We start from the raw sequence: 14,154 nt of genomic DNA, 5'->3' as shown, positions 1-14,154 counted from the left end.
TATGATCGGATTGCAACAGGTGGTGAAGTCTTTTGGGTTAGCGCTCGTAGGAACGATGCACCCCAGAATGCTCTGGCTCAGTTTGCGACCATTTTTGATCGTGTCAATTTTGTGGGGATGTCTGATTTGGTTGACGTGGACGCCCGCCTTAGAAATGCTGAGCATCTTTCTTACTAATTCCATCTTTACCAGTTGGATTCAAGACGGGTTGATTTGGGCTGGCTTTGAAAATGCGAGAGCATGGATTGCCCCTTTATTTTTTGTAATGCTGATCATTCCTTTGATCACCATTAGTCTCTTAGTTTTTATTGCTTTTACTACCGTGCCTGCAATCGTGAATATTGTTGCAAGACAGGCCGGGTATCAAGGCCTAGAAATTAAACGGGGTGGGGGCTTTTGGGGAAGTCTGGTTTACACACTTTGGTCTGCTTTGCTTTGTTTGGTCTTGGTGATATTGACGCTACCGGTTTGGTGGTTGCCACCCCTCGTAGCAGTATTGCCTCCGCTACTTTGGGGATGGTTAACCATGCGCCTCATGTCGTATGACGTGCTGGCGAAACATGCGAGCTCCCAAGAGCGAGATTTATTATTGGAAAAATACCGTTGGCCCTTATTGTGTATGGGTATAGCCTCAGGCATGCTGGGCGCAGTTCCTACCTTCTTTTGGGCTACTTCAGCGCTAGCATTGGTTTTGTTTCCGATTGTCAGCTTTGTGGCGTTGTGGATCTATTCCTTAATTTTTGTCTTTGCTGCCTTATGGTTTAGTCACTTCTTGCTCGATGCATTAAAAACATTGCGCCAACAAGAATTGGATAAAGCCTTAACAGTAGAAACTCGTGTAATTGATTTGGAGCTTCCGTACCATGGTTGATGCATTGAAAAAAGTGGTAATTGATGAGCCGGCAAGTGATGCTAAAGCGGCTAGGCGTTTTGGTTTGATCGTGATTGGCGACGAAATCTTGTCGGGACGCCGTCAAGACAAGCACATGGCTACTTTGATTGATTTATTAAACGAAAGAGGCCTGAGCCTTGCATGGGCAAAATATGTTGCTGATGATCCAGAGCAAATTACTGCCACTCTCAAAGAGAGTTTTGCAAGTGGTGACGTGGTGTTTAGTACGGGCGGTATTGGTGCCACTCCAGATGATCACACGCGTCAGTGTGCGGCGCTTGCATTAGGAACTAAAACAGAATTGCATCCTTCTGCGCAAGAGTTGATTGCTGGCCGCATTCAATCGATGGCCGAAGGTGATCCGATTAAATCTGATCTGAATACTCCAGAGAATCAACATCGCTTCAAGATGGGGGAGTTTCCCATTGGTAGTGAAATTATTCCCAATCCCTATAACCAAATTCCGGGTTTTCGGATCAAAGAGCATCACTTTGTACCGGGCTTCCCAGTGATGGCAGCGCCGATGATGGCTTGGTGCTTAGACACCTATTACAAGGATTTATTCCATCAAGAAAATAAGGTGGAGAAGAGCTTTATTGTTCCCAAGGGCATTGAGTCCACCTTAACCCCGCTGATGGAGAATATTGAGGCCAATTTCCCTGGGGTAAAGGTGTTTAGCCTGCCCTCCGTAGGAGACGCCTCTAAGGACGGCGTTTACGCCCAAAGACACATTGAACTGGGTATTAAAGGCAATGCCAATTTGCTGGAAAGCGCCTGGATTGCCTTGCGAGCTGGCACTCAAGAGCTGGGTTATGAGATTCACGATATCACCTGAGTCTAATTTGCACTAATCTAGTGCAAAAAGGATATTTTCAGGCTATAAAACGGGTAATTGAGCACTTAAACAGTGCAATAATGATCATTCCCTGTTGTTTGCTTCAGTAAATTAGATACATCCGTTAGGCATGTTGAATGCCTGGAATGAACAAGGGTGTATGCCTTGCTTAGGAATTCCAAATTTAGTTAATAGAGGAGATTTGCATGACGAAGACCGTCGCTGATGTGATGAAGTTGGTTAAAGAGAAAGAATGTACATTCGTTGATTTCCGCTTTGTAGATACAAAGGGTAAAGAACAGCACACGACAGTTCCTATCTCTGCTTTTGACGAAGATAAATTTGAGAGCGGTCATGCATTTGACGGTTCTTCTATTGCCGGCTGGAAAGGTATCGAAGCTTCTGACATGTTGTTGAGACCAGATCCAACAGCTGCTTACATTGATCCATTCTATGAAGAGCCAACCTTGGTTCTCACATGTGACGTTATCGAGCCAGCTGATGGCAAAGGTTACGATCGCGATCCACGTTCTATCGCTAAACGCGCTGAAGCGTATTTGAAGAGCACCGGTTTAGGTGATGCTGCTTACTTTGGTCCAGAGCCAGAATTCTTTATTTTTGACGGCGTTCGTTGGGGTGCCGACATGCAGGGTTGCTTCGTGAAGATTGATTCCGAAGAAGCTCCATGGTCATCTGGCGCAGAAATCGAAGGTGGTAATACTGGTCACCGTCCAGGTAAAAAAGGCGGTTACTTCCCAGTAGCACCAGTAGATACATTCCAAGATATGCGCTCTGAAATGTGTTTGATTCTCGAATCATTAGGAATTCCAGTCGAAGTGCATCACCATGAAGTTGCTGGTCAAGGCCAAAACGAATTGGGTACTAAGTTCAGCACATTGGTACAACGCGCTGACTGGACTATCTGGCAGAAGTATGTCATTCAAAACGTAGCGCATGCTTATGGCAAGACAGCAACATTTATGCCTAAGCCAGTGGTTGGCGATAACGGTTCTGGTATGCATGTTCACCAATCCGTTTGGAAGAATGGTGAGAACTTGTTTGCTGGTAATGGTTACGCAGGCTTGTCAGAATTCGCATTGTTCTATATTGGCGGCATCATTAAACACGCTAAGGCATTGAACGCGATTACTAACCCAGGCACAAACTCATACAAGCGTTTGGTTCCAGGCTTTGAGGCCCCAGTGAAATTGGCCTACTCTGCACGTAACCGTTCAGCTTCTATTCGTATTCCACACGTTCCAAGCCCTAAGGGCCGTCGTATTGAGACTCGCTTCCCTGATCCATTAGCTAACCCATACTTGGCATTCTCTGCCTTGTTGATGGCGGGTCTGGATGGCGTACAGAACAAGATTCATCCTGGCGACGCTGCTGACAAGAACTTGTATGACTTGCCACCAGAAGAAGATGCAAAGATCCCAACTGTTTGCGCGAGCTTGGAAGAGGCATTGGATGCATTGAAGAAAGATCACGAGTTCTTGACTCGCGGTGGAGTATTTACTGAATCTATGATTGATGCTTATATCAATTTGAAGATGGAAGATGTCACACGTTTCCGTATGACTACACATCCAATCGAATTTGATATGTACTACTCCCTGTAAGCGAAGGAAAGAACTTGAGCGCAGGAAAATTGCGCAATTCGTTCAAGGGAGCAGCTTCGGCTGCTCCTTTTTTTCCGACATTGCTCGATCAAATGCCCAATGCCATCGTGGTTTTTGAGGCCCAGAACCAACAATTGGTTTATGTGAACCAGTCTGCTGAGTCAGCACTCGATCTTTCGCGTAAATCACTTGAGGGTCAATCTGTGCATGATTTATTTGGTGAGAATGAGGCACTTGCAAGCATGATTAGCGAAGTCAGTCATGGCCATGTAGCCACTCAACGTCAAGAAATGTTGTTGCATTCAGTACCAGGAAGCATTCATCAAGGCACTGTCCCAGCTCATGTTGTCATCGCTTCCCTTGAGGATCCTAGTTTGATCATGATGGAATGGTTTCCAATCGATCAGCAGTTGCGTAGTGAGCGCGATGAACGTGTAACACAACAGGTTGAAGCAAATAAGCAGTTAATGCGTAATTTGGCGCATGAAATTAAAAATCCCTTAGGGGGTATTCGTGGGGCTGCTCAATTATTAGAGTTTGAGCTTTCTGAAAAGGGCTTACATGAATATACCCAGGTCATTATTAAAGAGTCTGACCGTCTACAGAGTTTGGTTGATCGCCTTTTAGCGCCGCACCGCAAGGCCCATGTCATTGAGGCTTTTAATGTACATGAAGCCTTAGAGCGTGTGCGTAGTTTGGTGTTAGCGGAATTCCCTAAAGGCTTGCGAATTATTCGCAACTATGACACCAGTCTACCCGATGTCATGGGGGATCGCGAGCAATTGATTCAGGCAACCCTCAATATTGTTCATAATGCTGCGCAAGCACTCTCCGAGGAGATTCGTTTGGGTGTTGCGCAGATTGAATTAAAGACCCGGGTAGCGCGTTCCGTCACGATTGCTAAACATCGCTATAAGTTAGCCATGGATTTACATGTAATTGATAACGGGCCGGGGATTCCGGAAGAGATTATTGAGCGTATCTTTTTTCCATTAGTTTCAGGGCGCGAAGGAGGTAGTGGTTTAGGCCTTACTTTGGCGCAAACTTTTGTTCAACAGCACCAGGGATTTATCGCATGCGATAGTCGCCCAGGCCGTACTGATTTTCATATTCAAATTCCATACCGCAAGCAGGAGAAAACATCATGAAACCAATTTGGATCGTCGACGATGACCAATCTATTCGTTGGGTTTTAGAAAAGGCTTTAGCGCGAGAGAATATTCCGCATAAGAGCTTTTCTAACCCAAATGATGTGCTTAATGCCTTGGAAAAAGAAACCCCACAGGTACTGATTTCAGATATTCGTATGCCTCGCGGGAATGGCTTGGATTTGCTGCAGCACGTTAAAGCTAGCCACCCACAATTACCAGTCATCATCATGACTGCGTACTCCGATTTGGATTCGGCTGTCTCTTCCTTTCAGGGTGGTGCATTTGAATACCTCACTAAACCCTTTGATGTAGAAAAAGCAGTTGAGCTAATTCATCGTGCAGTAGAGCAGGGTATTCGTAGTGAGTCAGGCTCCAAGGAAATGGCCGGTTTTAGGTTAAATGACGCAGAGATTATTGGCCAAGCACCTGCGATGCAAGAAATATTTCGCGCTATTGGCCGCTTAGCGCAGTCTCATGCCACCGTATTAATTACCGGTGAGTCTGGGACTGGGAAAGAATTGATTGCACATGCTTTGCATAAACACAGCCCGCGCGCTAAAGGTCCTTTTGTTTCATTGAGTACATCAGCAGTACCAAAAGATTTGCTTGAGTCTGAATTATTCGGACATGAGCGTGGTGCCTTCCCCGGTGCCCAAGCTTTACGTCGTGGTCGCTTTGAGCAGGCTGATGGTGGCACACTATTTTTAGGTGAGGTTGGTGACCTCCCATTTGATTTGCAAACAAGACTCTTGCGCGTTTTAACTGATGGTCATTTCTATCGCATTGGCGGTCACGATCCTATTAAGGCAAACGTGCGCATTATTGCCTCGACACATCAAAACCTAGAGAGTCGTGTTGCTGCAGGTTTATTCCGGGAAGATTTATTACATCGCTTGAATGTCATTCGCCTAAGAATGCCATCGTTGCGTGAGCGTAATGAGGATATTCCCATGTTGGCAAGGCATTTTATGCTGGCATGCGCTAAATCTTTGGGTGTAGAACCTAAGAAATTATCAGACGAGGTTTTGAAAGAGATGAGCGCCATGCCTTTCTCTGGAAATGTACGTCAACTGGAAAATTTATGCCATTGGCTAACGGTGATGACACCAGCTAATATCATTGGCTTGAGCGATTTACCGGCAGATATTGTTGCGCAGGCTAGCGAATTACCTATCGCTACATCGCAGGGTGAATCTTCAGTTGGCGCTACAGTGGTTAGCAAGACTGCCCCTGGTGATTGGGAAGCGGGTCTTGGTCGTTTGGCTGTCAAAATGCTTCAGGATGGCGATAAAGAGGTTTTCGATGCTTTATGTTCGCGTTTTGAAAAAGCCGTATTGCTAGCAGCTCTAGAGGTTACTCGTGGCCGTCGAGTCGAGGCGGCTCAGCGATTAGGTATCGGTCGCAATACCATCACACGAAAATTACAGGAATTGGGGATAGATGACTGATTCAATTCGAATCGCCGCATGGAATGTGAATTCCTTAAAGGTTCGCCTTCCACACGTTATTCGGTGGTTAAAAGATCAGGAACAAGCAAACCAGCCAATTGATGCACTTTGCTTGCAAGAACTTAAACTCACTGACGACAAGTATCCCCATCAAGAACTAGAAGACGAAGGTTATGTCAGCTTGGCAGCAGGACAAAAAACCTATAACGGTGTAGCCATTATTGTTCGCAAAGCTGCATTGGCACCAATTGCATCTGATGAATCAACCACTTTCTTAAAACAGGCCAGAAATATTCCTGGTTTCGAAGATGAGCAGCAGCGCATATTGGCTGCCACGATTCCATTTGCAGGAATGCAGCCTATTCGTTTGATTTCGGCGTACTTCCCTAATGGACAGTCCCCTGATAGCGACAAGTTTGCGTACAAGCTCAATTGGATGCAGTCATTAGAAGACTGGCTCGTGCAAGAGTTACAAAGTAATACTCGCTTAGCTTTATTGGGGGACTTTAATATTGCTCCGGCCGATGCAGATGTACATGATCCAAAAGCGTGGGAAGGCCAGAATTTAGTTTCTCCTCCAGAGAGAGCTGCATTTGAATCGCTCATTAAATTAGGCTTGTGCGATTCTTTTAGGATATTTGAGCAAACACCTAAGACTTACAGCTGGTGGGATTACCGCATGATGGGCTTTAGAAGAAATGCCGGTATGCGGATAGACCATATCTTGCTCAGCGACCCCCTAAAAGAAAAATGCAGTGCCAGTTTTGTTGATAAACTTCCCAGAAGTTGGGAGCAACCTTCTGATCATGCCCCCGTTGTCGCAGAGATCGCAAAGGAGTAGCTATTGAGATGTCTGTATTAGTTTGTCAAACCAAAAAATATCTACTTTAATTCCTATCGTAGATTCAAACACGAAGTGCAACACGGTTTAAAGACTGCATAAATACTTCATTGGGGGTTTTAAATCCTAATCGTTTTCTAGGTCGGTTGTTTAAACGGTCTTGGATCATTCTAAGCTCCTTATCGGTCACAGTAGATAGCGGTCTCTTTTTGGGGATGTATTGCCGCAATAGACCATTGAAGTTTTCATTTGATCCACGTTGCCAACTAGCAAACGGATCCGCAAAGTACGTCGTTGATTGAAGAGCTGTATCAATCCTGGCGTGCTCGGCAAATTCCTTGCCGTAGTACATGCAGAATGGTAGTCAGCCGCAGCAATTTAAGCCATGCTGGTGATTGCGAGATCATCAATAAGGAGTATTGCTATGGCTGACCACTTAAACAATAAACCCTTTGGGGCATGGATTGCAATCGATATTGCCAAGGACTTTAATGCCGTGTTAAGCGAGACCAAGGCGGGTAAAAGGCAGCATTTTCGGATGGCTAATTCTGCTGCCGATCATGATCGTTTTATTGCTTTTCTAAAGAGCTTACCGCCGCCTTGCATTATTGGGTTTGAGGCAACCGGCAATTACCACCGCGCATTAGGGCATCGCTTGGTAGCGGCGGGGTTTGAAGTCTGTTTTATTTCCTCGGTAGCGAGCGCCCGGTATCGGGAGGTGATGTTCAACTCCTGGGATAAAAATGATCCCAAGGATGCTGCAGTGCTTTTAGAGCTGCTTAAGCAAGGGATTACTCAACGTTATGTTGACCCATTAATTGCAGGGCATCATGATCTCCAAGAGTTATCTAAAACCTACTATCAAGTGACCTTGAGTCGCACGCGCCTGCAGCATTCCATCCTCACTCATTACCTGCCTTTGTATTTTCCGGAGATGGGTAAATGGTGGAACAGTACTCGCGCAGACTGGTGGATTAATTATCTTTTGCGCTTCCCCATCCCTAGCGCAGTAACGAAGCACTCTCAAGAAGCGTTTTGCGAGATTGCCAGCCCTGTCATTGGCCGCAAGGTTAATAAAGCGGCTAAGCTTATTGAGCTCTATGAGACCGCCTTGCATAGCATTGGACTACCTGTTGAGGCAGATTCCTTGGCTTGCAAAACCTTTCAAATACAACTGAGACGCTATCAAGAGATCAATGCTTGTCGCAAGCAATTAGAAGAGACGGCTCAAGCAGTATTGGCCGATAACCCGGACTCTGCCATCTTGCAAAGTGTTCCGGGGATTGGCCCGATTAATGCCCTAACGATTCTGGCGGAAGGCGGGGATCTACGTCGCTTTAGCCATCATCGTCAGTTCTTGAAGTATTGTGGGTTTGATCTAGCCAAAAATCAATCAGGCAACTATCGTGGTCAAGAACAAATCTCCAAACGAGGTAATGCGCGTTTACGTTTGGCGTTATGGATGGCAGTGAACACTGCTATCGCTCAACCAGAAAATAGTTTCCAGCAAAAATATAGCCGCTATATTAAAGGCGCACCACAGGATAAGGATTTACAGCGCAAGGCTAGGACTGCGGTGGCAGCGAAGATGGCGCGTGTAGTGTATGGATTAGTGAAGTCAAAACAGATGTATCAAGGTTACTATGAAAAAGCTTTACCCAGTGGATCGATCCCTCTCTGTAGGGCCGTAGAGGCCGCAAGGACCTCGTAGATAATGTTTGGACCTTCCACTGGGACCTCAGATTGTTTTAAGTAGGGTAAAGACCAAAACGTGAAGTGGCGGATCTTGTGTTCATTATGGTTAATCGGGACCCCTGATTTATTTGTGGAAGTGACCGTTTGGGTATAGACAAGTAGTAAGTTTGATTTTTTAACTGCAAATTGCAGTTACGGTATGGCTTTGCCTATCGCTGGAAAAAGTTCTTGCATTTAGTACGTTGTCAAAAGTCAGGGTTTTAACGAGTGGGGTCACGGCGTTTAATTTAGTGATGATGGCGCTACTGACTAAATCCGACGTCTTGTTCTTGACCTTAGCCAAAACGACATAGCCACTCTTGCGCTCAACCAAGGTCACAACAGCTTGCCTGTGGGCCGCTCCAATTACAGTATCGCCTTCCCAGTGGCCGACTTGGGATCTTGTCTCAATGTGCGCTGGGCGCTCACTGATCGGCCGCCTACCTACTATTTGGCCTCTGCGATCACGGCCGCTGGCATAGCGTTTCTTGCGCTTTTTTTGGCAACGCAGCTGCTGGTAAAGATTGCCGCCAGCGGCTTTATCGGCGTAGACATGGCGGTAGATGGTCTCATGACTAATGCCAACCTGATTGGCAATTTGGACGGGGCTCCACTGAGCTAAGAGGCAATCCACTGTCTGATTCCATTGATCGGCTGTTATTTGGGCGGCATTACGGCAGCCTAATGAGCGTTCTTCTGCCAACAGGCAGGCTTGCTTGGGACGGTAACCTTTGAGCCCCGTATTGCGAGCAAGCTCTCGGCTAATGGTCGACTTATGCCGATCCATCAGTTGGGCTATTTGAGTTTGGGTTTTTCCGTCTTTCATGAGGATATAAATCTGATATCGTTCAGTTTGGCTAAGGTGTTGATAGGTCATGGCTACTTTGACTTGCAGGTCTAGAAGCTTTGGATACTAAAACATCCTTAGCCTCCTTAACTAGTTGTTCAAAGTTGCACTTCGTAGTTGAATCCACCTATCATTTTTAGGCTCCAAAATGAAATATTTATTTTTCGTAATCTTATGTATTTTGTCTCTCAGCGCTCATGCCCAATCTACCGATGGTCAAAAAAGAAGTTTTGAAGGATTCTACGGTCAGATTGGTGTAGGGTATCAAATAACTAACATCACTTATTCTGGGGTAGTTCCTGGGGCGCCCAGTAACATCAGCCTTGCTCCTGGCTCAGGCCCTTCTTATGGTATTACGGGGAATGTAGGTGCTGGCTATACCTATTCTATAAATGATAGATTTACTATTGGAGCGGGTGCTGAGTATTACCCGGTAGTAGGGCCTCCAGGAAATTACACATTAACCTCCTGCACTCCTAGTTGCAGCACTGGAAACGGAAGTTATCACACGCAAAATATGTATAACCTATTTGTTGCTCCGGGAGTGACCTTAGGCGAAGATGGCTTGGCCTACTTAAAGGCTGGCTATACCCGTGCTTCAGTGAAAACCATGGTGCAAGGAGCACTACCGATTGGCGGCACGGTCTCGAATCCACTAGGCCCATCTTTTGGTATAGGGTACAAGCAATATCTTTCTGGAAATATTTATGGTTTTGCTGAGTATAACTATTTGATTTATCAAAAGACGACCACCCAATTTCAGGGTACTGGCGGGCTAACGCTGTATAACTCAAATCAGTCTTCTGTTCAAAATTTAGTTCTTGGGCTTGGGTATAAGTTTTAAATAGTGTTGTGCTTTCTGCTCCTTATTTTTTCAAGCCTGAGTTACTTTATGTATCGTCAGTTCATTTATATCGGTCATTTTTTTAATTTGAGCCTTGAATATTCCTATAAGGGAAAGATCGGCCCTAATTATTTTGAGGCTGAATTAATTTCTTTCGGAAAGTCCTTTTAGGGTGGATTCTTAAGGGTACTGGTGGATTAAATAACTTGATATTTGCCCATCAAACAATATTTGGCATGGGAGGATGGTCACCTGAGATATTTCACCCCCTTTTATTGGCCTTTCTTGGGTCTATAAGGCCAAGACCTATAAACTAGTGGTATGCGCAGTTCCTTTACCCTTCGTTATGCACTCCTTAGCTTGGTTTTAGCTATATTCGCCTATTGCTACGGCTTGGATAGCCGCTTTGCCCCTAAAAACGGTGATGAATATCCTTACATGCATATCGTGAGGATGACTGCAGATTCAGGCCATTGGTTGCCACTGCAATCACAGATGGATGGCATCAAAAATACGAAGCCACCATTAATCTTTTGGCAGGGTATAGCTAGTACTTATTGGGCAAGCGATTGGACTTTATTCAATTTACGTTGGCCTAGCGTTCTCTATACAGCGCTGACCTCATTTTTTTTATTTTTAGCGGTTCGACGATTTAGCGGTAAAACGCACACTGGATTGTTGGCTGGATTAGTCTGGCTCTCCTTTTTTGCGACCTACCGTTATGGGCGCCCATTTCTTACTGACCCTCCTGAGGTTTTCTGGATTAGCCTGCCATTTTTTGCATTACTGTATTGGGGTAAATGCGCGTTTGAATCTAAATTATTTTTTCCTGTTCTAGCAGGACTTTGTTTTGGTTTAGCACTCTTTGCAAAATCATTTGCTTATATTGTTCCGGCCACTGTTGCTTTAGGTTTGTACTTTTGGTATTGGCGCGATTGGAGTATTAAAAAAGTTCTTACACTTGATCTTTACAAGCTGCTCATGATTGGCATCTTGGCTTTAGGCGTTTTTAGCCTTTGGTTTGCTCTAGACCCACAGCCTGAGGCTGTTTGGAAGGAGTTTGTCTTGGGTGAGAATGCCGGAAAATTTGCAGCACGTAGCTCAAATTACTTGCTCGATTTAGTGCGAGGTGGCGATAGTATCTGGATGTTGCTTCTCACGACGTTAACTAATGCAGGCCTCTTTTCATTCGTGCTTCTATCGACTTTGATTCAAGCATGGCGTGAGCGCCGTTTTTTATCTGCGCAAGAAGTCCTTCTATTTTTATTGATCGGCGCTTTCTTATTGGTATTTAGTTTGCCTAGTCAGCGTTCAGGTCGTTATCTATTACCGGTGATGCCAGCATTTGCTGCTGTAATTGCACTGCACTGGGAGCGCTTGCCCTTGTGGGGATTTCGGATTGCGTTGATTTTGCAATTTGTCGTCTTAGCAGTCTTAACGTACTTAGGAGCTAATTTAGAATTCTCCAAATTTGCAGTCGATTCAGTAGCTTGGACATATTCTTACGCGCACTGGATATTGATGGGGGCGGCTTTAATAGTCACTGTTCTTGGCTTAGCAAGACCACAGCAGTGCAAGGCCTTCGCTCTCATGAGCTGTTTCCTGCTCTATTGCGCATTAACGAGCAGTTTAAGCCCTCTAGAGGGTCAGTTGGGACGTTACTCTGCTCAGACTATTACTCAAGTAAAGGACAAGGATATCTGGATTCCCTGTGACTATCGCGCTAAAGATGAAGAGTACGGATTACTATTACCAGGGGCTCATCTTCATGGCTACTTAGCTAAGGACGCCGGTAATGTCGGTGAACTCATTGGCACTTATCCTGTGGTGGCCGTTCACTCGCCATTGGGGGTAAAGCCCGAAATCTGTGAGTCTTGCCAAATTGTGGGTCAACGCATGGAAATGCGTGCCCGCCATTCTGATGAAGAGATTAAATTAATGCTGCAAGGTCAGATAGGCGAACATCTTTTTGTTACTGAGTATTTAATTTCTACTCCCGTATCAAATCCTGAGTTACTGAATGTGAAGGATGTCTGTAGATGAGTCGTGTCATCGCCTTATGTTTTTTATTGCTAGCTGCAGTGATCGGATTTTTGCATCTAGATAGTCGTCCAGTATGGGCACCGTTTATAGACACTGAAACAATAGTGACCGAGATCGAGGCGGAATCACCATTAATCACTAAAGTAAAAGGCAGCAATAAATCTGATCCCATTGCTTCCAAGCCCCAGTTCAATTGGCTGCCTGATACAGGGACTAGTTCCGTACACGCTGCTTCGTTAATTGCTTTAAAGGATGGTGGAATTCGTGCTTTCTGGTTTGCTGGCAGTCGAGAGGGCGCTCCAGATGTAGTGATCAACACCTCCGCATTAGACAAGTCTGGCAAGTGGAGTGCACCAGCAGTTGTGATGGACAGGGTGACAGCGGAAAAGGGCTTGGGTCGCTATATTGCCAAGCTGGGTAATCCAGTTCCCAGTAGATTGGCTGATGGGCGGCTGCAATTATTTTTTGTCACTGTGTCGCTTGGTGGGTGGGCAGGTAGTTCAATCTCGAGTGTCATTTCAGAAGATGAAGGTTTATCTTGGGGTAAGCCACAACGACTGATTAGTTCGCCATTGCTGAACTTGAGTACGCTCGTGAAGTCACCCGCATTGCAATTTACTGATGGTCGACTGGGATTGCCTGCTTATCATGAGTGGATAGGACGCTTTGGCGAGTTCTTACGTATCGAAGGTGCGCAGGTAATTGATAAGCGCAGAATGAGCTCGGGGCGTAGCGCTATTCAGCCGGTAGTATTTGTAAATAGTGCTCAAGACGCATCAGCTTATTTCCGTCAAACCAGGAGTGCTGGCTTGGCTAAACATATTCCTGTGAGTCAGACGCAGAATGCTGGCCAATCTTGGCAAGCCGCTGGCGATCTAGAGATCGCTAACCCCAATTCTGCGGTTGCGGGATTGACTTTATCTAATGGCGCCCGTTTGTTGGCTCTCAATAATATTGAAACCGGTCGCCATCGTTTGGTGCTGATGATGAGTGATCCCAAATCGGGTCAATGGCATGTAGTCGATGTGCTGGAAAATGATGAAGCATTGCCTGATGATCAACGTAAAGAATATTCCTATCCTTATTTATTAAGTGCTAACGGCAATGATGCCCACTTGGTCTACACCTGGGATCGAAAAAAAATACGCCATGTCTATTTATCTGCCCCATGGCTTGAAAATGCATTTAATCAATTGCCTCGCCAGTCTGTAAGCGAGTCTAGTGCTGCTGGTCAGGAGGTGCAACAATGAATTCCTTGATGCCAATCTTTCCGTTGGTAGAGATGTCAATGACTTGTGCGCTTGTAATCATTTGGATTCTTCAAAAAGCCTCTCCACAAGATTTTCCATTGGCACTCAAGGTGACTCTGCTTGTAGTGCTGGGCAACCTCTTTTTCTGGCCTCTAGGCTTTTCATTGGAGTTGCCGTTAGTAGCCTATGTCCGAGGCATGGTGGGCGATCTGAGCATAGTGACCACATTATTGCTGTGGTCTGCAGTTCTCCTTAGTACTAAGCCAGCGCCAACAAGCTTTAAGGCATTCATTGTGATCGTTGCGATTATTTTCTATCCCCTGGCTTTAGGCTTTGGAATGACAGATCCATATGCGTGGGGTTATGCCTCTCTACCATTTTTGATTGCAGTGTTACTCATTGCCTTGATATGTGGCTTAGGAAATTGGAGTAGGGGTGTTTGGATTATTGCCATTGCGATTATCGCCTGGGCAGCGCATTGGCATGAGTCAGCAAACCTATGGGATTACCTGCTTGACCCACTTCTGGCGATCTGGGCAGTCGCTGCATTGATTGCCATGATTTATCAAAAGCGTAGAGACAAGGCGCGCTCGGGCTACCTATTTAGAGCAGGTTAAGTATTGCAATCAGAAAACAATAAAGCCAGC

The 14,154-nt window shown here is 45.5% G+C and carries 11 protein-coding genes and 2 pseudogenes; 11 read left to right on the top strand and 2 right to left on the bottom strand.

The window, feature by feature from the left end:
• Nucleotide 1: 1 nt before the first annotated feature.
• From PNUC_RS06595 to xth, 6 genes are all read left to right on the top strand, one after another.
• Entirely contained in the window at nt 2–871 is an 870-nt protein-coding gene (locus PNUC_RS06595; protein WP_011903096.1) for an EI24 domain-containing protein, read from the top strand.
• Nucleotides 864–1,727, top strand: coding sequence for a competence/damage-inducible protein A (locus PNUC_RS06590; RefSeq protein ID WP_011903095.1), 864 nt, complete (start codon nt 864–866; stop codon nt 1,725–1,727). Before PNUC_RS06595 ends, PNUC_RS06590 begins: the two co-directional genes overlap by 8 nt.
• A gap of 206 nt (nt 1,728–1,933) precedes the next feature.
• The gene (gene glnA / locus PNUC_RS06585; RefSeq protein ID WP_011903094.1) at nt 1,934–3,349 is read left to right on the top strand and encodes a type I glutamate--ammonia ligase; all 1,416 of its coding nucleotides are present in this window, start codon (nt 1,934–1,936) and stop codon (nt 3,347–3,349) included.
• Between the two features lie 29 nt (nt 3,350–3,378).
• Nucleotides 3,379–4,497: a nitrogen regulation protein NR(II) gene (glnL, locus tag PNUC_RS06580; RefSeq protein ID WP_048812264.1), complete on the top strand. Its 1,119-nt coding sequence runs from the start codon at nt 3,379–3,381 to the stop codon at nt 4,495–4,497.
• Nucleotides 4,494–5,948, top strand: coding sequence for a nitrogen regulation protein NR(I) (ntrC, locus tag PNUC_RS06575; RefSeq protein ID WP_011903092.1), 1,455 nt, complete (start codon nt 4,494–4,496; stop codon nt 5,946–5,948). The genes glnL and ntrC overlap by 4 nt, the downstream gene beginning before the upstream one ends.
• On the top strand, nt 5,941–6,789 hold the full coding sequence (gene xth / locus PNUC_RS06570) for an exodeoxyribonuclease III (RefSeq protein WP_011903091.1): 849 nt from the start codon (nt 5,941–5,943) through the stop codon (nt 6,787–6,789). Before ntrC ends, xth begins: the two co-directional genes overlap by 8 nt.
• 64 nt (nt 6,790–6,853) lie before the next feature.
• On the opposite strand, the pseudogene PNUC_RS06565 reads toward xth, so the two are convergent.
• Nucleotides 6,854–7,132: pseudogene (locus PNUC_RS06565) on the bottom strand (IS30 family transposase); the annotation flags it as partial.
• Nucleotides 7,133–7,213: 81 nt separating this feature from the next.
• On the opposite strand from PNUC_RS06565, the gene PNUC_RS06560 reads away from it, so the two are divergent.
• Complete coding sequence (locus PNUC_RS06560) at nt 7,214–8,500, top strand: IS110 family RNA-guided transposase (protein ID WP_011903090.1); 1,287 nt, start codon at nt 7,214–7,216, stop codon at nt 8,498–8,500.
• Nucleotides 8,501–8,725: 225 nt separating this feature from the next.
• Here PNUC_RS06560 and PNUC_RS06555 read toward each other — a convergent pair.
• Nucleotides 8,726–9,400, bottom strand: a pseudogene (locus PNUC_RS06555) (IS30 family transposase); the annotation flags it as partial.
• Between the two features lie 118 nt (nt 9,401–9,518).
• On the opposite strand from PNUC_RS06555, the gene PNUC_RS06550 reads away from it, so the two are divergent.
• From PNUC_RS06550 to PNUC_RS06535, 4 genes are all read left to right on the top strand, one after another.
• Nucleotides 9,519–10,214 (top strand): outer membrane protein, encoded by a 696-nt coding sequence (locus PNUC_RS06550; protein WP_011903088.1) that lies wholly within the window; start codon nt 9,519–9,521, stop codon nt 10,212–10,214.
• A 321-nt stretch (nt 10,215–10,535) separates the two neighbouring features.
• Nucleotides 10,536–12,257: an ArnT family glycosyltransferase gene (locus PNUC_RS06545; protein ID WP_011903087.1), complete on the top strand. Its 1,722-nt coding sequence runs from the start codon at nt 10,536–10,538 to the stop codon at nt 12,255–12,257.
• Entirely contained in the window at nt 12,254–13,507 is a 1,254-nt protein-coding gene (locus PNUC_RS06540) for a sialidase family protein (protein WP_011903086.1), read from the top strand. The genes PNUC_RS06545 and PNUC_RS06540 overlap by 4 nt, the downstream gene beginning before the upstream one ends.
• Nucleotides 13,504–14,124, top strand: coding sequence for a hypothetical protein (locus tag PNUC_RS06535; protein ID WP_011903085.1), 621 nt, complete (start codon nt 13,504–13,506; stop codon nt 14,122–14,124). The genes PNUC_RS06540 and PNUC_RS06535 overlap by 4 nt, the downstream gene beginning before the upstream one ends.
• The last annotated feature ends 30 nt before the right edge of the window (nt 14,125–14,154 follow it).

It is taken from the genome of Polynucleobacter asymbioticus QLW-P1DMWA-1 (assembly GCF_000016345.1).
Lineage (GTDB): Bacteria > Pseudomonadota > Gammaproteobacteria > Burkholderiales > Burkholderiaceae > Polynucleobacter > Polynucleobacter asymbioticus.
This window is presented reverse-complemented; position numbering and strand designations above follow the sequence as displayed.